The 19346-nt window shown below is 69.0% G+C and carries 17 protein-coding genes; 10 read left to right on the top strand and 7 right to left on the bottom strand.

Annotated features, from left to right (window positions below; translation table 11 throughout):
• Window positions 1-8 precede the first annotated feature (8 nt).
• On the bottom strand, window positions 9-431 hold the full coding sequence (locus tag ACZ37P_RS29830; protein WP_391049226.1) for a hypothetical protein: 423 nt from the start codon (window positions 429-431) through the stop codon (window positions 9-11).
• Between the two features lie 341 nt (window positions 432-772).
• Between ACZ37P_RS29830 and ACZ37P_RS29825 the strand changes: the two genes are divergently transcribed.
• The 4 genes from ACZ37P_RS29825 to ACZ37P_RS29810 all read left to right on the top strand — a co-directional run bounded on the left by ACZ37P_RS29825 (window position 773) and on the right by ACZ37P_RS29810 (window position 8073).
• Complete coding sequence (locus ACZ37P_RS29825; RefSeq protein WP_467349452.1) at window positions 773-6964, top strand: RHS repeat-associated core domain-containing protein; 6192 nt, start codon at window positions 773-775, stop codon at window positions 6962-6964.
• A 1-nt stretch (window position 6965) separates the two neighbouring features.
• Window positions 6966-7136, top strand: coding sequence for a hypothetical protein (locus ACZ37P_RS29820; RefSeq protein WP_391161684.1), 171 nt, complete (start codon window positions 6966-6968; stop codon window positions 7134-7136).
• A gap of 6 nt (window positions 7137-7142) precedes the next feature.
• Window positions 7143-7721: an RHS repeat-associated core domain-containing protein gene (locus ACZ37P_RS29815; RefSeq protein WP_467349503.1), complete on the top strand. Its 579-nt coding sequence runs from the start codon at window positions 7143-7145 to the stop codon at window positions 7719-7721.
• A 223-nt stretch (window positions 7722-7944) separates the two neighbouring features.
• Window positions 7945-8073 (top strand): hypothetical protein, encoded by a 129-nt coding sequence (locus ACZ37P_RS29810; protein ID WP_467349450.1) that lies wholly within the window; start codon window positions 7945-7947, stop codon window positions 8071-8073.
• A gap of 49 nt (window positions 8074-8122) precedes the next feature.
• On the opposite strand, the gene ychF is transcribed toward ACZ37P_RS29810, so the two are convergent.
• A complete protein-coding gene (ychF, locus tag ACZ37P_RS29805) occupies window positions 8123-9211 on the bottom strand; it encodes a redox-regulated ATPase YchF (protein WP_355347978.1) in 1089 nt (362 codons plus the stop codon).
• Between the two features lie 325 nt (window positions 9212-9536).
• Here ychF and ACZ37P_RS29800 point away from each other — a divergent pair, with 325 nt between their 5' ends.
• On the top strand, window positions 9537-10004 hold the full coding sequence (locus tag ACZ37P_RS29800) for a DUF6542 domain-containing protein (RefSeq protein WP_467349448.1): 468 nt from the start codon (window positions 9537-9539) through the stop codon (window positions 10002-10004).
• On the opposite strand, the gene ppgK is transcribed toward ACZ37P_RS29800, so the two are convergent.
• Both ppgK and ACZ37P_RS29790 read right to left on the bottom strand, forming a co-directional pair.
• Window positions 9925-10662, bottom strand: a complete 738-nt coding sequence (gene ppgK / locus ACZ37P_RS29795) for a polyphosphate--glucose phosphotransferase (RefSeq protein ID WP_355347972.1) — start codon at window positions 10660-10662, stop codon at window positions 9925-9927. The genes ACZ37P_RS29800 and ppgK overlap by 80 nt on opposite strands.
• Window positions 10663-10692: 30 nt before the next feature.
• The gene (locus tag ACZ37P_RS29790) at window positions 10693-11691 is read right to left on the bottom strand and encodes a 4-hydroxy-3-methylbut-2-enyl diphosphate reductase (RefSeq protein WP_355347969.1); all 999 of its coding nucleotides are present in this window, start codon (window positions 11689-11691) and stop codon (window positions 10693-10695) included.
• An 88-nt stretch (window positions 11692-11779) separates the two neighbouring features.
• On the opposite strand from ACZ37P_RS29790, the gene xseA reads away from it, so the two are divergent.
• The 3 genes from xseA to ACZ37P_RS29775 all read left to right on the top strand — a co-directional run bounded on the left by xseA (window position 11780) and on the right by ACZ37P_RS29775 (window position 14103).
• Entirely contained in the window at window positions 11780-12988 is a 1209-nt protein-coding gene (gene xseA / locus ACZ37P_RS29785) for an exodeoxyribonuclease VII large subunit (RefSeq protein WP_355347966.1), read from the top strand.
• A 121-nt stretch (window positions 12989-13109) separates the two neighbouring features.
• Entirely contained in the window at window positions 13110-13391 is a 282-nt protein-coding gene (locus ACZ37P_RS29780; RefSeq protein WP_401721762.1) for an exodeoxyribonuclease VII small subunit, read from the top strand.
• Between the two features lie 118 nt (window positions 13392-13509).
• Complete coding sequence (locus ACZ37P_RS29775; RefSeq protein WP_391049214.1) at window positions 13510-14103, top strand: malonic semialdehyde reductase; 594 nt, start codon at window positions 13510-13512, stop codon at window positions 14101-14103.
• 106 nt (window positions 14104-14209) lie between these two features.
• On the opposite strand, the gene ACZ37P_RS29770 is transcribed toward ACZ37P_RS29775, so the two are convergent.
• Window positions 14210-14767, bottom strand: a complete 558-nt coding sequence (locus tag ACZ37P_RS29770; protein WP_401312960.1) for a DUF4245 domain-containing protein — start codon at window positions 14765-14767, stop codon at window positions 14210-14212.
• A gap of 164 nt (window positions 14768-14931) precedes the next feature.
• Here ACZ37P_RS29770 and glpX point away from each other — a divergent pair, with 164 nt between their 5' ends.
• Window positions 14932-15963 (top strand): class II fructose-bisphosphatase, encoded by a 1032-nt coding sequence (glpX, locus tag ACZ37P_RS29765; RefSeq protein WP_355347954.1) that lies wholly within the window; start codon window positions 14932-14934, stop codon window positions 15961-15963.
• Window positions 15964-16101: 138 nt separating this feature from the next.
• On the opposite strand, the gene ACZ37P_RS29760 is transcribed toward glpX, so the two are convergent.
• Together ACZ37P_RS29760 and ACZ37P_RS29755 are read right to left on the bottom strand one after the other, a co-directional pair.
• Window positions 16102-16455 carry a WhiB family transcriptional regulator gene (locus ACZ37P_RS29760; protein WP_188281299.1) on the bottom strand — a complete coding sequence of 118 codons (354 nt, stop codon included), beginning with the start codon at window positions 16453-16455 and terminating at the stop codon, window positions 16102-16104.
• Window positions 16456-16788: 333 nt separating this feature from the next.
• Window positions 16789-17484, bottom strand: coding sequence for a DUF1707 SHOCT-like domain-containing protein (locus tag ACZ37P_RS29755; RefSeq protein ID WP_355347952.1), 696 nt, complete (start codon window positions 17482-17484; stop codon window positions 16789-16791).
• Between the two features lie 132 nt (window positions 17485-17616).
• Between ACZ37P_RS29755 and ACZ37P_RS29750 the strand changes: the two genes are divergently transcribed.
• Entirely contained in the window at window positions 17617-19272 is a 1656-nt protein-coding gene (locus ACZ37P_RS29750) for a fumarate hydratase (protein ID WP_401312956.1), read from the top strand.
• The last annotated feature ends 74 nt before the right edge of the window (window positions 19273-19346 follow it).

Here is a 19346-nt window from a genome sequence, read left to right as displayed (position 1 = left end):
TGAGGCGGTCAGCTCACCGCCACATCCCGCGCACGCAAAACGAACAACCACCCTGCAAAACAGCCGCATCGTCGCATTTCAGCGGCAACCGCCTCACCGGTTTTCCGCGCCGCGACGGCCGCCATGCGGTGATGCTCGCTTGCCGCTCGCAAGCGGACTACGGGAGGCGGAGAGATAGCCTTTTCGGCCTCAGCCGAGCCGTTCCAGGCGAAGAGTGCGTGGTGCGCGAGAACGTCCCGGATGCCGCGCTGCGACGCGCCGTCCTGGGTGGCGCCGCCGAGGCGTTGCCCAGGACGGTTTCGAGGCCGCAGCCATGGCGCGATGAAGGGCAGTGCGCCGCACAGCAGAACGGATAGCTCCCGGCGTCCGAGGAAGTGCCCGGCTTCTTCTGCGGAGGTACAGCGGGGCGGCGAAGGTGTGATGTCGCTCACTTCGTCAAGTGTTTCAGGTGCGATACGCGGCTTTTAGTTGCTACGCAAGCGGTGATTCGTGACGGTCTGCAGTTATTTGGCGAGCCGACTGAGCCTTCGGCTCACTCAAGTCGTCTATGCCTGCCCTTTAGCTCCACATGGCAGTTCCTTTGAACTACTCCCCTCCGTGTGATGGATGTGTGAAGATCCGACCGTTTTCTAGTCGCGGGGGCAGCTCTGCGCCTTGGGGGTTCTGACGAGGAGGGGTCGTGGGGATGTTCTGGGGGGGTGCTCGGCGTTCCGCGCCGGGCGGTCTGAGACACGCACGTTCATCGTCTTGCTCGTCGTTGTGGTTGCGGCGGGTGTCGGTGCTTGTGGTGATGGCGCTGGCCGTTGAGACGGCGACGGTGGCGGACTCAGGTATGGCGTTCGCCGCTCCTCGGTCGGAGCGGGAAGGGACCGTCGCGTCGGCGCCGTCGTACGGGGCGGCGGAGGCGCGGGATGTGCTGTCGGCGCGGCTGATGGCACGGTTGCAGGGCCGGCGGATCGAGGCGTTGAGCGAGCGTACGGATGCTTCGCAGACGTTCGTGAACGCCGACGGAACGGTGACGTACACCGCGTTCGCGGAGCCGAAGTGGACCCAGCGCGGCGGCTCGTGGGTGAATCTGGACCCCACGCTCCAGTTGCGGGCCGATGGCAGTGTCGTGCCGGTGGCGGCCGAGACGGATCTGGTGCTGTCCGGCGGTGGTTCGGGGCCGTTGGCTTCGTTGACGGTCGACGGCAAGAACCTGTCGCTGACGTGGCCGACGGCGTTGCCGATGCCGGTGCTGTCCGGTGCGAAGGCGACGTACGCGAACGTGCTGAAGGACGTGGACCTTGAGTTGACCGCTTCGCTGAAGGGCGGGGTGGAGGAGACGCTGGTGGTCAAGTCCGCCGAGGCGGCCTCGGGCCCGGGGCTGTCGGATCTGGTGCAGAGCGTGTCGACCAGCAACGGCGTCATCGCGGCGACGGACGCGGGCGGGAATCTGACGGTGACCGACGGCACCGGCCGTCTGCTGGTGAACTCTCCGGCGCCGGTGATGTGGGACTCCGCGACCAGTACCGAGCCCGCTGCGGCGGGCGGCGGGAACAGCATCGCCGGGCTCGCGCCCGCGGAGGCGGACAAGGCGAAGCCCCGCGCGGGCACCCGTTCCACCGCCCAGGGGCCGGGTTCGCACGCCCACCATGCGGCGGTGAAGACCACGTTGAAGGACCGCAAGCTCCATCTGACGGCCGACCGTGGGCTGTTGACGGCGAAGAGCACCGTCTTCCCGGTCTACATCGACCCCGCCTATGTGCCGCATCCGGCCAGTGGCAGCCGCCTGCACTGGAACGAGGTGCAGCAGGCGTACCCGAACACGTCGAACTACGACTCCAGCCCATCGAACGGCAACGGTGTCGGGTACCAGGGGTTTTCCTCGCCGAAGGGAATCGAGCGGACCTACTACCGCGTCAGCATTCCCCCGGCGATCTGGGGTGGCACGGTGCTGAGCGCCGACATGAAGATGACGGAGAGCTATTCCGCGTCGTGCGGCACCACGTCCTACGGTGTCCAGGCGTGGTCCACGAATGTCTTCGACGCCTCCACCACGTGGGCCAACGCGCCGGGGAAGGTCGCCCAGCAGAGTTCGGTGAACTTCGGTCCGGCGTGTACGTCCAGCCCGTCGGGGACGTTCAGTTTCATGAACCAGGTCACCAACGCCGCCGCGAACCACTGGCAGACCATCTGCTTCGTGCTGGTCGCCAGCAGTGAGATCAACGAGGTCCAGTTCAAGCGGTTCTCCAGCGCCGCGTCACTGTCGATCACGTACAACACCCCGCCCACCACGCCGACTTCGCTGGCGGCCTCGCCGACGGCGACCGACGGTTACGCGGCCAGTGCGACTCCGACGCTGTCGGCGAAGGCCACCGACGCCAACAGTGACACCGTGCGTCTTGACTACCAGGTGCTGTCGGGTACCACCGTCAAGGCTTCGGGGAGTTCGGCGTTCGTCAACTCCGGCACTGCTGGTACGTGGAAGGTGTCCACGGCCCTGGCGGACGGCTCGTACACCTGGAAGGTCAGGGCGTACGACGGCCGCGACTATTCCGCGTGGACGGCGGCCAAGTCCCTGATCATCGACACCACGGCACCGGCCAACACCACCGTGTCCTCCACCGCTTTTCCGGCGGGGGCCTGGTCCGGCACCCCAGACGCCTCGGGGAACTTCACCGGCTCCTTCACCTTCACCCCGTCCAGTACGGACGTGGGCCTGGTGGCCTGGCAGCTGGACGATGGCGCCTGGACCTACACCTCCACCACAGGCGCCGCGTTCACCAAGTCATTGACGTTCAGGGCGGGTAAGCACACGCTGATCGCGAAGACCCATGACAAGGCCGGGAACCTCGCCTCCGGTACGTACTACGTCTTCTACGCCGGATCCGGTGCGGCGCTGCTGACCCCGGCGCAAGGTGACCGGCCAGCCCGCCGGGTGGCATTGACCGGGCAGGGCAAGCCCGCCGAGACCGGTGTGACCTATCAGTACCGGATCGGTGAGACCGACATCTGGCACAACGTGCCCACTGCCCATGTGACCGTCCGTTCATCCGGTGCGCCGGTCGTTTCCTGGCCGCTGGCCGCGCCGGGCGGAGAACCGGTCGCGCTGACCTGGAACATCACCGACACGTTCACGCAGGACGGTCCTGTCGATGTCCGGGCGGTGTTCACCGACGGCACGACGAGCGACAACTCGCCCGTGAACACCGTTACCGTGGACCGCAACGCGGGCACCGCCCCCTTGCTGAGCGCGGGTCCGGCCTCGGTGAACGCCCTGACCGGTGACGCCTCGCTGTCGGCCACGGACGCCTCCGGGTTCGATCTCACCGTCACCCGTAGCGCCTCCTCCCGCCGTCCCACGAACGGGTCGGCGCAGGAGGGGCAGGCGGCGATCTTCGGTCCGCAGTGGACGGCGGGCACCACCGCCGAGATCACCGGCTCGGACTGGTCCTACCTCCGTAAGGCGTCGGACAGGTCGGTGGCGCTGGTCGATGCGGACGGTGATCCGACCGGGTTCACCGCGGCCTCCGGCGGCGGGTGGAAGCCCGAACCGGGCGCGGAGGACCTGACACTGACCGGCTCCCTGCTCACCGGCACCTTCACCCTGAAAGACAGCGAAGGCACGACCACCACGTTCGCGAAGGTCGACCCCTCGGCCACGACGTGGCAGGTGACCTCGACGTTCCTGCCGACCACCAACTCCACCACCCAGGTCGTCTCGGAGAAGATCCCGGTCGGCAATACGTTCCTGGCCCGCCCGAAGTACGTGATCGCGCCGACGTCCGCGGTGACGCAGTCCACCTGCACCACGACTCCCGGAACCAAGGGCTGCCGCGTACTGGAATACGTGTACGCCACGGCCACGACCGCGACCGCCTCGGTGTTCGGGAACTTCAACGACCAGGTCTCCCAGATCAGACTGTGGGGAACCGACCCCGGCGCGTCCGCGGCGACCGCGGTCACGGTCGCGCAGTACGCCTACGACACCACCGGCCGCCTGCGCCAGCAGTGGGATCCGCGTATCAGCCCGTCGCTGAAGACGGCTTACGACTACGACAGCGCGGGCCGGATCACCACGCTGACCCCGCCCGGTGAACTGCAGTGGACGTTCGCCTACGGCAGCGCCGGGAACACCGCGACGGCGGGCGACGGGATGCTGCTGTCGGCCTCCCGGCCGACGCTCACCCCCGGAAGCGCCACCCAGACCAACGGCACCGCGAGCACGAACCTGGTCTACGACGTGCCGCTGAGCGGCGGTAAGGCGCCCTACCCGATGTCCGGCGGCGACGTCACCGCCTGGGGGCAGAGCGACGCGCCCTCGGACGCGACGGCGCTGTTCCCCTCGGACGCCGTACCCGCGTCGCACGACGGCGCCGCGCTGACCGCCAACGCCTACCAGCGCGCGATCATCGCCTACACCGACGCCTCGGGCCGTCAGGTCAACACCGCCAACCCCGGCGCACACATCACCACCACCGAGTACGACCGGTACGGTCACACCGTCCGTGAGCTGACCGCAGCCAACCGTGAACTGGCCCTCGCCACCGACGGCGACAGCCTGGCCGAGCAGCAACAACTCGGCATCGACGCTCTGCCGTCCGCCGAGCGGGCTCAACTGCTGTCGACCGTATCGGTGTTCAACACCACAAGCGTGGCGGCCGACGCCGGTACGAACAAGGACACCGACCCGGCCAACGCCGGCCAGCGGGAGCTGGAGAAGTCCGGCCCCCTGCACATGGTCACCCTTGCCAAGGCCCTGCCCGCGACCGCGGGCGGCACCAGCCTGCCCGCAGGGTCCTTCGTCCCGGCACGTGCGCACACCGTCACCGCGTACGACCAGGGCCGCCCGACCAACGGCACCGCCACCGTGACCAACCAGCCGACCACCGTCACCATCGGCGCCGACGTCCACGCGGGCGACGCCTACACCAGTGACGGTGACACCCGGACCAGCACCACCGGATACGACTGGGCCAAGGGCCTGCCCACCACTACGGTCACCGACCCGGCCGGACTGAACCTGGTCAGGACCACCGCCTACGACGCTCAGGGCCGCGTCATCAAGACCACCCTGCCCAAGTCCACGGGCACCGACGCGGGGGCCACCGTCACGACCTACTGGTCCGCCACCGGCACCGGCGCCTGCAACGGACGACCTGAATGGGCCGACCTGCTCTGCTCGACCGGCCCGGCCGCCGCGATCACCGGCGGCGGCGCCAACCCGTCGCAACTGCCCACCACAACCACGACCTACGACCGGTGGGGCAGCGCCGCCACCGTCACCGACACGGCGGGCAGCAGCACCCGCACCACCACCACGAGCTATGACGCGGCCGGACGCTCCACCGGCACCTCGGTGACCGGAGGAATGGGCACCGCCGTGCCTGGTGCCACGACGTCCTACGACCAGGCGACCGGCAAGCAGGCCACCATCACTGCCGGCGGCCACACAGCCAGCCAGACCTACGATCTCCTTGGTCGGCAGATCTCCTACAGCGACGGTGCGGGTAACACGGCCACCACCTGGTACGACGCCCTCGACCGGCCCATCAGGGTGACCGACTCGGCCCCGTCGACCACCACCTACACCTACGACACCGCCAGTGATCCGCGGGGTCTCGAAACCGGCCGCGCCGACTCCGTCGCAGGCACCTTCAACGCCACCTACGACTCCGACGGCCGCCTGGCCACAGAGGCCCTGCCAGGCGGTTACACCGTGACGTTCACTCGGGACGAAACCGGCGCCGACACCTCACGCACCTACGCCAGTGACAACGACGGCCTGATCGTCACGGCTGACTCGGCCACCCTGACTGTCCATGGCCAGCAGGTCACCCACACCACCGACACCGGAAACCAGGCATACACCTACGATGCCGCAGGCCGGCTGACTAACATCGAAGACGTCCAAGACGCCACCATCACCCACCGCGCCTACGCCTTCGACAAGAACACCAACCGCACCAGTCTCACGACAACAGTCGACAACCCCGACGGCACCGCCGGAACCCCGGCCACAGTCAACTACACCTACGACAGCGCCGACCGTCTCTCCACAGCGGGCACGGTCTACGACGCACTGGGCCGGACCACTGTCCAGGCCACCGGCACTACCCTCGGCTACTACGCGAACGACGTCCTCCAGCAGGAGATGATCGGCGGGAAGCGCGAGCGCTGGAGTCTCGACGCTGAGAACAGGCTTTCTCTGTCCACCGTGGAAACCCAGCAAACAGATGGCAGTTGGACAGCAACGAGCAGCACGGTCAGCCACTTCGGCTGCGGTTGTGACAGCCCAACCTGGTCACAGAGCGGCGGCACTATCGCCCGTAACGTTCAGGACTTGGAAGGTCGGTTGAGTGCCATCACTTCCGCGACCGGTGGTGTGATCCTCCAGCTCACCGATTTGCACGGCGACGTCACTGTCCAGCTTCCCTTGGACGCAAGCCAATCGCTCTCGGTCTACCGTTACGATGAATTCGGCAACGCCATCGGAACATCCGCAACCCCAACCTACGGCTGGCTTGGCGCTTACGAGCGGGGCAGCGATCACATCGGGGGCGTGATGCTTATGGGCGTGAGGGCGTACGACCCCTCCACGGGTCGCTTCCTCCAGACGGACTCCGTGCCCGGCGGCAACGCGAACGCCTATACCTACCCTTCGGACCCGATCAGATCCTTTGACCTCACAGGCCAGTTCAAGGTCACCTGGGGGTGGGTCAGCGGGACGATCTACCTCAACAGAAGGGAAACCAAGAAGGCGGGCCGCGCCGCCACCGCGGCCACCATCGTCAATGCGGCGTCCACAGTTCTCGTTGGCTCGGGTGTCGGGGTCATCGCGAAGTGGGTCTTTATGAACGCCGGGACCATCGCGGTGAAGGCCCAGTGGGCATACGCGGACCACAAATGCCTCAAGCTGAAGTGGCCTTTTGGATATCCTGGGTTGATTCCAGGTAGCTACAAAAAGGGGTACTGCAAGTAACATGCGCAATCTGAGTGCATTCAGCATGCTATTGAGCGGCCTCGTCCTCGTAATCGCGACAATCGCCATGATCACGACGGACGACATGTGGGTGCGTATCGGGTTCGGCGTGGCGGCGGTGTTCGTCGTGGTGGGCACCGTGCGGGAGATTCGGAACTCTCGACGAGACTGATAAGCCATCTCGGCCAGGTGCCGGGTCACGCCCACATGGCGTGACCCGGCATTCGGTAAGTTCGAAGACCCGCTATGCGCCGCCGCGATCGACCAACGCCTCGCCTACGACGAATTCGGCAACCCCGAAACCCTCACCGCCGCCACCCTCATGGGCGTCCGCCTCTACGACCCCACCACCGGCCGCTTCCTCCAAACCGACCCCATCCCCGGCGGCAACGCCAACGCCTACGAATACTGCAACGGCGACCCCGTCAACTGCTACGGCCTCGACGGTAAATTCGGCAGTTGGCACTGGCGCAACCCGATCCACGTAAGCCGCTGGAGCCCTCTCCACCGCGACTGGGGAAGCGTTGCCAAGAATTCCTGGAAATGGACGAAGCGGCGCACTCGTCACTATTCCCCCGCACCCTTTAATAGTGCCCTGCGCTATACAAGCACAGTTTTTCGAAATCACTATTTCCGGGCCTGCCTCTGGGGCGGAGCCTCGGGAATAGGTATTTCCGCAGTGACCAAGGTGGCCAAAAAACTTCTGCCAGGCGCCCTGCTGGTTGGCTGTGCGGTCGGAGCAGGGCAATATCGATAAAACTAAAGAGGGCCAATCGTATGGAAAATAAGCAAAGCAGAAGTCAGGGGAGGTGGCGGGTGAACGAACCTCTGAATTTCATCGGGTTCACCTGCTGCATGGTATCCATGGTGGTCATACGGGCAGCGTGGCCGCGTTCTCCCGAGTGGGTACCTCCGCTTGCCTCAGTGGCGATTGGCTACGTCTGCTGGTTGACGTATCGCCTACTGAGAAGGAGAGGGGAATGAAAGAAGAGCGAGAATTCGGAACTCTCGACGAACGGACCCGCGCCGCCGTCGGCAAGGCGTACGCGGACAGCCCCGACGAGGGCGACGAGATGTCGGTGCTCCTGCGGATTCGGTGCGGGCCCTGAGGCCGCGCACCTCCTCCGCCGCAGTTCAGACGGCCCTCCGCGCAAGCGGCTACACGTTAAAGCGGAATTCGACCACGTCGCCGTCCTGCATCACGTATTCCTTGCCCTCCATGCGGGCTTTGCCCTTGGCGCGGGCTTCGGCCACGGAGCCGGTGGAGACGAGGTCGGCGAAGGAGATGACCTCGGCTTTGATGAAGCCCTTTTGGAAGTCGGTGTGGATGACGCCGGCGGCCTCGGGGGCGGTGGCGCCGCGCTTGATGGTCCAGGCGCGGGATTCCTTGGGGCCGGCGGTGAGGTAGGTCTGGAGGCCGAGGGTCTCGAAGCCGACGCGGGCGAGGGTGGCGAGGCCGGGCTCCTCCTGGCCGACGGACTGGAGGAGTTCGAGGGCTTCGGCGTCGTCGAGCTCGACGAGGTCGGACTCGAGCTTGGCGTCGAGGAAGATCGCCTCGGCGGGGGCCACGAGGGCGCGCTGCTCGTTCTTGAAGTCCTCGTCGGCCAGCTCGTCCTCGTCGACGTTGAAGACGTAGAGGAACGGCTTGGTGGTGAGCAGGTGCAGCTCGTGGAGGAGGGTGCCCTGCTCGGTGCCCTTGGTGATGCCGCGCGAGAAGAGGGTGTCACCCGCGGCCAGGATCTCCTGGGCGGCCTCGGCGGCGGCGAGGACCGCGGCCTTCTCCTTCTGGAGGCGGGCCTCCTTGGTGAGGCGCGGGATCGCCTTCTCGACGGACTGGAGGTCGGCGAGGATCAGCTCGGTGTTGATCGTCTCGATGTCGTCCTTGGGCGAGACGCGGCCGTCGACGTGCACCACGTTGTCGTCCTTGAAGGCCCGGATAACCTGGCAGATCGCGTCGGACTCGCGGATGTTCGCGAGGAATTTGTTGCCCAGGCCCTCGCCCTCGGAGGCGCCGCGGACGATGCCCGCGATGTCCACGAAGTCGACGGTGGCGGGCAGCACCCGCGCCGACCCGAAGATCTCCGCGAGCGTGCCGAGGCGGGCGTCGGGGACGCCCACGACTCCGACGTTCGGCTCGATCGTGGCGAACGGGTAGTTGGCCGCCAGCACGTCGTTCTTGGTCAGGGCGTTGAAGAGCGTCGACTTGCCGACATTCGGCAGACCGACGATTCCGATGGAGAGCGACACGTGGAGACTTCCCGGAGCGGTGGGCTGGTGGGTGTTCGGACGGCCACCAGTCTACGGGCCGCCGCCGTACCGCCCGGCCGCCCGTCGAACACCGGCCCGAGGACGTCACCGCACCCGGTACGGGGACCGCTCCGAGGACGTGCGCGCCAAAAAGCCCCGCCCCGCCCCGGAGGGGCAAAGCGCGTGTCCCGCCGTGCGATCACCCGACTGCCGTGCCTACTGTAAGTAGGTGGACCAACACAGTGCGCGTTCAGGTGCAGCTCCGGGACCCGGCGGAGAGGCCACAGTCGGGGTGTACCGCGCCCCGCGCCCCCGGCAGGCCGTCATGGCCACCGCAGTACGGCAGACCGTCCACCGGCTGCGTACCGCCCAGCGGCCCAGGCCACGGCTGACCGGCCTCGGCACCGGGCTGCTGACCACCGCCGTGACGGTCGCGGGCGGCGGGATCGACGTCCTGCTCTTCGACGGTCCCGGCGTCTTCTTCGGCCTGGTCTTCGTCGCGGTGTGCGTGGCGGCGGCGGTGTACGTACGCCCGTACGACCTGGTGGCGGCCCCGGTGGCGGCGCCGATCGCCTTCGCCGTGGGCATCGCGCTGACCGCCGACAGCGGTGGCGGCGGCCTGGCCGGTCATCTGCTCGGCATCTTTACCGGGCTGGCGCTGATGACCGGCTGGCTCTACGCCGGGACGGTGCTGGCCGCCGCGATCGTCGGGATCAGAGCTTTGCGGCTGCCATCGCGGCGCCGACGATCCCCGCGTTGTTCTGCAGTTCAGCGGGAACGATCTCGGCGCTGATCCCCTTCACCAGGGGCAGGAACTTCTCCGACTTGCGGCTGACGCCGCCGCCGATCACGAACAGGTCGGGCGAGAAGAGCATCTCCACGTGCGCCAGGTACTTCTGGAGCCGGTGCGCCCAGTGTTCCCAGCTCAGGTCCTCGTCCTCGCGGGCCTTGACCGACGCCTTCTTCTCCGCGTCGTGCCCGTGCAGCTCCAGGTGGCCCAGTTCCGTGTTGGGCACCAGATTGCCGTCCACGAACAGGGCGCTGCCGATGCCGGTGCCCAGCGTCAGCATGATGACCGTGCCGCCCCGGCCGCGGCCCGCGCCGAACGTCATCTCCGCGACACCCGCCGCGTCCGCGTCGTTGAGCACCACCACGGGCAGGCCGAGGCGGTCGCCGAGCATCCCGCGCGCGTCCAGGCCGACCCAGCCGCCGTCCACGTTGGCCGCCGTACGGGTGGTGCCGTCCACCACCACCCCGGGGAAGGTCACGCCGACCGGGCCCGACCAGCCGAAGTGCTCGATGACCTGGTGCACCCCGTCGATCACCGACTCCGGAGTCGCGGGCTGAGGGGTGTCGATCTTGTAGCGATCGTCCGACAGGGCGCCCTGGTCCAGATCGACCGGAGCGCCCTTGATTCCCGTACCACCGATGTCCACACCGAACATATTCATGGCCCCCAGGTTAGAGGTGACGGGAAAAAGTCACCTCTTGGCGGATTCCCCGGCGGCGGCCTCGGCACGCAGATCGCGGCGCAGTTCCTTGGGCAGCGAGAACTGGATGGACTCCTCGGCGGAGGTCACCACCTGCACATCGGCGTAGCCGCGCTCGGCCAGCCAGTCCAGGACGCCGTCGACCAGGATCTCCGGGACGGACGCGCCGGAGGTGACGCCGACGGTGGTGACGCCGTCCAGCCACGCCTCGTCGCACTCCTCGGCGAAGTCGACCAGGTACGAGGCGCCGGCGCCGGACTGGAGGGCGACCTCGACCAGCCGGATGGAGTTGGAGGAGTTGCGGGAGCCGACCACGATCAGCAGGTCGGCGTCGGCGGCGATCTGCTTGACCGCGACCTGGCGGTTCTGCGTGGCGTAGCAGATGTCGTCGCTGGGCGGCGAGAGCAGGTTGGGGAAGCGCTCCTTGAGCGCGTCCACGGTTTCCATCGTCTCGTCCACCGACAGGGTGGTCTGGGAGAGCCAGACGACCTTGGACTCGTCGCGGACCGTGACCTTGGCGGCGTCGGCGGGGCCGTCGACCAGGTGCATGTGGTCGGGCGCCTCGCCCATCGTGCCGACGACCTCTTCGTGGCCGTCGTGGCCGATCAGCAGGATGTCGTAGTCGTCCTTGGAGTAGCGGACGGCTTCCTTGTGGACCTTGGTCACCAGCGGGCAGGTCGCGTCGATCGAGGCGAGGCTGCGCTGGGCGGCCTCCTCGTGGACGACAGGGGCCACGCCGTGCGCGGAGAAGATCACGATGGCGTTCTCGGGCACCTCGTCCGTCTCGTCGACGAAGATCGCGCCCTTCTTCTCCAGCGTCTGGACCACGTATTTGTTGTGCACGATCTGCTTGCGCACGTAGACCGGGGCGCCGTACTGCTCCAGCGCCTTCTCGACGGTGATCACGGCCCGGTCCACGCCCGCGCAGTACCCGCGGGGGGCGGCGAGGAGGACGCGGCGGGGGCTCGTAGCGGCAGTCATGGGGTCCATCGTACGGGGGCGCTGATCGCACGCGCGGGGGCGTACGGGGGTGCGGCCGTTCGGCGGCGGTGTCGGTCGCGCCCACTACGCTGCGGGCATGGCTCTGAACACCTCGGCGCAGACGCCGATCCCCGTCGGTGAGGTGTCGCGGCTGATCGGCGGCTGGATCGACCGGCTGGGCGCGGTGTGGGTGGAGGGGCAGATCACCCAGTTGTCGCGGCGGCCGGGCGCGGGCGTGGTGTTCATGACGCTGCGCGACCCCTCGCACGACGTGTCGATCACGGTGACGTGCTTCCGCGGTGTCTTCGAGCAGGTCGCGGACGTGGTCGGCGAGGGCGCGCGGGTGGTGATGCACGCCAAGCCCGAGTGGTACGGGCCGCGCGGCCAGCTCTCGCTGCGCGCGGTGGAGATCCGCCCGGTCGGGGTGGGTGAACTGCTGGCGCGCCTGGAGCAGTTGAAGAAGACGCTGGCGGCCGAGGGGCTCTTCGCGCTGGACCGCAAGCGGCCCATACCGTTTCTGCCGCAGCTCATCGGCCTGGTGACCGGCCGCGCCTCGGCGGCCGAGCGGGACGTGCGGGAGAACGCGCGGCTGCGCTGGCCCGCCGTCCGCTTCGAGGTGCGCAATGTGCCGGTGCAGGGCGCGAGCGCGGTGCCGCGGGTGATCGAGGCGGTACGGGAGCTGGACGCGCGTCCGGATGTCGACGTGATCGTGGTGGCGCGCGGCGGCGGCAGCGTCGAGGACCTGCTGCCGTTCTCCGACGAGGAGCTGGTCCGCGCGGTCGCGGCCTGCCGGACCCCGGTGGTCTCGGCGATCGGCCACGAGCCGGACTCGCCGCTGCTCGACCTGGTCGCCGACCTGCGGGCGTCCACCCCGACCGACGCGGCCAAGCGGATCGTGCCGGATGTGCGCGAGGAGCTGGCGCGCGTCCAGTTGGTACGGGACCGGGCGCTGCGGGTGATGCGCGGGCTGCTGGACCGGGAGGAGCGCGGCCTGGAGGCGGCGCTGAGCCGTCCGTCGATGGCGGCGCCGTACGGGATGATCGACGGCCGCGCGGCGGAGGTGGCCGACCGGGTGGACCGGGCCCGCCGTACGCTGCGCCATCTGCTGGAGCGCGCCGACGCGGATCTCTCGCACACCCTGGCGCGGGTGGTCGCGCTGTCCCCGGCCGCGACGCTGCGCCGCGGGTACGCGGTGCTCCAGCGCGAGGACGGCTCGGTGGTACGGGACCCGGCGGAGGTGGCGCCGGACGACGCGTTGCGGGCGCGGGTGGCCGAGGGCGACTTCACGGTGCGCGTCACGGAGTGATGCCGGGGTGGGCGTGGGCGGCGCGCGGTGATGTCGGCGGCGCGCGGTTCGGCGTCGTCACGCGGTGATGTCGGTGTGCGCGTCGCCTGACCTGTCCCACCCCGCGCCTAGGCTTGCCCCCATGGCAGACACGGCAGGCACCACCGATACGGCGGACCGGGAGAGCGGCAGCGCGGCCCTCGGGTACGAGCAGGCGCGCGACGAGCTGGTGGACGTCGTACGGCGGCTGGAAGCGGGCGGCGCGACCTTGGAGGAGTCCCTGGCCCTGTGGGAGCGGGGCGAGGAGCTGGCCAAGGTCTGCCGCCGCTGGCTGGAGGGCGCGCGGGCCCGGCTGGACGCGGCGCTGGCGGCGGAGGAGGACGACGAGGAGGCGGAAGGGGTCACTGGGGCCGCACAGGAGTGACAGGGGTCACACTTGCCCCAGGGAATGGTTGAACGTTCACCCAGGTTGGTCGGAGTGTTCCGACGCGCCGCCCCCCGGCGCGCGCCCCTCGCACGACCGAAAGACCTGAGGATCCCGCATGACTCTCGTGCTCGACACCGCCGCCCAGGACCTGCTCTTCCGTGAGGCCCGCACCGCCAACACGTTCACCGACGAGCCGGTGACCGACGAGCAGGTCCAGGCCATCTACGACCTGGTGAAGTACGCGCCGACCGCCTTCAACCAGCAGCCGCTGCGCGTCGTCCTGGCCCGTACCGAAGAGGGGCGCGAGCGCCTGGTGCGGCACATGAGCGAGGGCAACAAGGCGAAGACGTCGACCGCGCCGCTGGTGGCGATCCTGGCCGCGGACAACGAGTTCCACGAGGAGCTGCCCACCCTGCTCCCGGTCTTCCCGCAGGCCAAGGACGTGATCTTCGCCGAGCGCCCGGTCCGCGAGCAGTCCGCCGCGCTGAACGCCGCGCTCCAGGTCGGCTACTTCATCATCGGCGTCCGCGCCGCCGGTCTGGCCGCCGGCCCGATGACCGGCTTCGACGCCGACGGCATCAACAAGGAGTTCTTCGCGGACGGCGAGCACTCGGTGCTGGCCGTGGTCAACATAGGCAAGCCGGGCGAGGCCGCCTGGTACGACCGCAACCCTCGCCTGTCGTACGAGCAGGTCGTGACGACCGTCTGATCCGTACGACGGACCGACGTATGTCCGTATGACCGGGCACCTGGTCACACGTACGTCCGTATGACCGGCTACCGGTGGGACGTATGTCCGTACGACCGGCTACCGATTACTGGCCGCCGCGCTCCTTCAGCGCGGCGGCCATCGTCGTCAGCTCCGCGTCCTTGCCGGTGCCCAGTACCACCGTGGTGACGCCCTGCTCCTTACGGACCAGCGCGTTGTACTTCGGCCCCGCGTAGCGCTCCCAGACCAGGCCGCCCGCGGTGACCGTACGGCCGCCGTCGCGGTGCGCGCCGAAGGTGACGTCCTTGATGTACGGCTCGGCCGCGGCGTTGCTCTGCTCGACGGCGACGTACTGGTCCTCGGGGTCGACGAAGCCGATGTGCCAGGTCACCGCCTGCGGGTCGGCCGCGCTGTAGGTGACCGAGGTGGCCCGCCAGGTCGCGGGCAGCCCCTCGGGCCCCGCCACCTTGTACGGCGCGTCGCGCCGCGCCTGGCCGAGCTCCACCGAGAAGGTGACCGGCTTGGTCGGGTCGGCCTTCGAGTCGTGCGGGATGAACACGTAGATGAGGGCGGCGACGGCGCCGATCACCGCCATCGACAGCACCAGGTCCCGCACGGTCTTGTTGCCACGTTTGTCTGCTGCCACCCGACCATCGTCCCCCATGCCGGGAACGGCCCCGGACGCCGGGGTCCGCACCCTCCGCGGGCCCCGGCCCGCACCGGGCACCAGGCGCTCATGTGACGTGCACCCTGCTCATATTCGCGCCGAACCGATAGGGTCGGAACACCCTCATATTCCGGCCGTCCTCGTACAGAAAGGTGCGCGTGATGACCGAACAGCATTTGCCGCCCCAGCTCGAAGTGAGCCCGGAGGCCCCTGACCGCAACCTGGCACTGGAACTCGTACGCGTCACCGAGGCCGCCGCGATGGCGGCCGGACGCTGGGTCGGCAGGGGCGACAAGAACGGGGCCGACGGCGCCGCGGTGAACGCGATGCGCACCCTCGTCCACACCGTCTCGATGAACGGCGTCGTCGTCATCGGCGAGGGCGAGAAGGACGAGGCGCCGATGCTCTACAACGGCGAGCGGATCGGTGACGGCACCGGGCCCGAGTGCGATGTCGCCGTCGACCCGGTGGACGGCACCACGCTGACCGCCAAGGGCATGCCGAACGCGGTGGCGGTGCTCGCCGTCGCCGACCGCGGCACCATGTTCGACCCCTCGGCCGTCTTCTACATGGACAAGCTGGTGGTCGGCCCCGAGGCCGCCGAGTACGTCGACATCACCGCGCCGCCCGCGGTCAATGTGCGCCGGGTCGCCAAGGCCAAGGGCAGCGCGCCCGAGGACGTCACCGTCGTGGTGCTCGACCGGCCGCGGCACGACGGCATCGTGAAGGAGATCCGCGAGACCGGCGCCCGGATCAAGTTCATCGCCGACGGCGACGTGGCGGGCGCGATCATGGCGGTGCGCGAGGGCACCGGCGTGGACATGCTGCTGGGCATCGGGGGCACGCCCGAGGGCATCATCGCGGCCTGCGCGATCACCTGCCTCGGCGGCACGATCCAGGGCAGGCTGTGGCCGAAGGACGACGCCGAGCGGCGCCGTGCGCTGGACGCCGGGCACGACCTGGACCGGATTCTGCACACCAAGGACCTGGTCAGCGGCGAGAACGTCTTCTTCGTCGCCACCGGGATCACCGACGGCGAACTGCTGCGCGGGGTGCGGTACCGCGCGGAGACCGCCACCACCTCGTCGCTGGTGATGCGCTCCAAGTCCGGCACGATCCGGCAGATCGACTCCACGCACCGGCTGTCCAAGCTGCGGGCGTACAGCGCGATCGACTTCGACCGGGCGCGCTGAGGCCCGCTCCCCGTCTTCGGTACGTCCTTCGGTATGTCGGCTGCCGCCTGCCGCGGCGCACTCGGGCCCCGTATTCCCGGATGCGGCGCGGCGGGCGGCGCCCGGCCGACGAAACTCCTGAGCCGCTGAGCCGTACGGTCAGCCCGCGGCGGCGATCTGCGGGTCGGGGCGCTGGAGTTCGACCTCGCGACGGCGGCGGCGGGCCAGCACCACGCGGCGCTCGGCGGCGGTCATGCCGCCCCACACCCCGTACGGTTCCGGCTGGAGCAGGGCGTGTTCGCGGCATTCGAGCATCACCGGGCAGCGCGCGCACACGCGTTTGGCCGCCTCTTCCCGGGACAGACGAGCGGCAGTGGGCTCCTTCGACGGGGCGAAGAACAGCCCCGCCTCGTCACTGCGGCAGGCGGCCTCCGAGTGCCAGGGCCCGCCCAGATCCCGCGGATGACCGGGCGGGTAGGCGGTGTCCGTGACGGGCTCGATCGGTTGAAGCACGGGATACTCCTGACGACGGCTCGGCGATTGCCACCCTGGCGCGTCACCGACCACTCCCCCGGCGGGCGCGGATCTCAACGGCGGCAGTGCGGCGGCGTGCTCGAACCCCTACCCGCTGTACGCGACTTCATGCGCACCGTGTTCGCCCGGCGCGAGAGCCCCGCAAGCCTGTGACCTGCGGATGGCGGAAACACGCACGATGCTTGGCGCACTTACGCACCATCAATCACAGCCGTTACGGAGTCGGGGGGCGTGAAACCGCCGCTGTCCGCTCACCCGTGCGCGAGGCCGCCTCACCCCGGCGCCGGAGGCTCCCCCGACCGGTCCCGCGCCTCAGCTCTCGAGGTTCTTCTTCGTCCAGTCCTTGACCTTCTTGCCGCGCTTGGCCTTCGCCTCGACGCCGCCCCAGAAGGCGAAGCCGTCGATGCGGACCACCGGCGCGTCGGCGTCCGGCGCCTCGAACGCCTTGACGTCGGAGCCGCCCATGATGCCGACGACCCCGCCGCCGCGCAGCGTCACGTTCTCCGGCAGCTTGACGCTGATGCCGCCCATGATCGCGGTGCAGTGGATGACCAGTTCGGGCGAGGTGAAGGTGGCCTCGGTGAGGTCGATCTCGACGCCGCCCATGATCGCGACCGCGGTGATCCGGTGGCCGACGCGCCAGCGGCCCTTGCGCTCGGCCCCGCCGAGGATGCCGACCAGGTTCGGGTTCTCGCCGCTGGGGTCGGGGGCGTAGTGGTAACCGCCGCGCGCCGCGGGGGCGGGCGCCGGTGCGCTGGTCCTGCCCACCGGCAGATCCCGTACCAGCGGCTCCAGTTCGCCCATCGTCTTGGCCGCGTAGACCTGGTCGAGCCGCTCGGAGTGCTCCGACGAGTCCAGACGGCCCTCGGCCAGGGCCTCGCGCAGGATGTCGGCGATCCGGTCCCGGTCCGCGTCCGACGCCCGCAGGTCCGCTTCCGCGGTGGGCTTGCCCGTACGCACCGGCTGGGGCTGCTCTTGCGCGCGTTTCTGGAGCTGCGATTCGTCCACGTCCCTACGGTACACAGACGCGATAGATCGCGACTACCCCGAAGTACCCCCTAGGGGTCCGGCCCGCCCGGCCGTTCGGGGGCGTTCTAGAATCGGGAGGCCGCAGCGCCGCCGCCGAGTGAGGAATGCCCCATGCCTGAGTTCGCCTACACGGATCTGCTTCCCCTCGGCGAGGACCCCACCACGTACCGCCTGCTCACCGCCGAGGGTGTCAGCACCTTCGAGGCGGACGGCCGTACGTTCCTCACGGTCGATCCGGAGGCGCTGCGGCTGCTCGCGGCCGAGGCGATGCACGACATCTCCCACTACCTGCGCCCGACCCACCTCGCGCAGCTCCGCCGCATCCTGGACGACCCGCAGGCGAGCCCCAACGACAAATTCGTCGCGCTCGACCTGCTGAAGAACGCGAACATCGCGGCGGCCGGCGTGCTCCCGATGTGCCAGGACACCGGTACGGCGATCGTCATGGGCAAGCGCGGCCAGCAGGTCCTCACCGCGGGCGGCGACGAGGAAGCGCTGTCGCGCGGGATCTACGACGCGTACACCAAGCTCAATCTGCGGTACTCGCAGATGGCCCCGCTGACGATGTGGGACGAGAAGAACACCGGCTCCAACCTGCCCGCGCAGATCGAGCTGTACGCGACGGACGGCGGCGCGTACAAGTTCCTCTTCATGGCCAAGGGCGGTGGCAGCGCCAACAAGTCCTTCCTCTACCAGGAGACGAAGGCGGTGCTGAACGAGGCGTCGATGATGAAGTTCCTTGAGGAGAAGATCCGTTCGCTGGGCACGGCGGCCTGTCCGCCGTACCACCTGGCGATCGTGGTGGGCGGGACCAGCGCCGAATTCGCCCTGAAGACGGCCAAGTACGCCTCCGCGCACTACCTGGACGAGCTGCCCGCCGAGGGCTCGGCGGCCGGACACGGCTTCCGGGACAAGGAGTTGGAGCAGAAGGTCTTCGAGCTGACGCAGAGGATCGGGATCGGGGCGCAGTTCGGCGGGAAGTACTTCTGCCACGACGTGCGGGTGGTGCGGCTGCCGCGGCACGGCGCGTCGTGCCCGGTCGCCATCGCGGTCTCCTGCTCGGCGGACCGGCAGGCGCTGGCGAAGATCACCGCCGAGGGCGTCTTCCTGGAGCAGTTGGAGACGGACCCGGCGCGTTTCCTGCCGGAGACCACCGACGAGCACCTGGACGACGACGTCGTACGCGTCGACCTCAACCGGCCGATGGACGAGATCCGCGCCGAGCTGACCAAGTACCCCGTGAAGACCCGGCTTTCGCTGTCCGGGCCGCTGGTCGTGGCCCGAGACATCGCGCACGCCAAGATCAAGGAGCGGCTGGACGCGGGCGAGGAGATGCCGCGGTACCTGCGCGACCACGCCGTCTACTACGCGGGCCCGGCCAAGACGCCCGAGGGGTACGCCTCGGGCTCCTTCGGGCCGACCACCGCGGGCCGGATGGACGCCTACGTCGAGCAGTTCCAGGCCGCGGGCGGCTCCTTCGTGATGCTCGCCAAGGGCAACCGCAGCAAGCAGGTCACCGACGCGTGCGCCGCCCACGGCGGCTTCTACCTCGGCTCCATCGGCGGCCCCGCCGCCCGCCTCGCCCAGGACTGCATCAAGCGGGTCGACGTCCTCGAATACGCCGAACTCGGCATGGAAGCCGTCTGGAAGATCGAGGTCGAGGACTTCCCCGCCTTCGTCGTCGTCGACGACAAGGGCAACGACTTCTTCCAAGACCCTTCCCCCTCCCCCACCTTCACCACCATCCCCCGCCGCCAAGGCGCCTGACCCCTGCGGGAAGCTCGCCGCCTACGTGTCTGCCGCCCGACGGGGGGCCGCGCCGCGGGGGGGGCGCGCCCTGC

The sequence above is a fragment of the Streptomyces sp. NPDC024632 genome (assembly GCF_055559175.1).
This window is presented reverse-complemented; position numbering and strand designations above follow the sequence as displayed.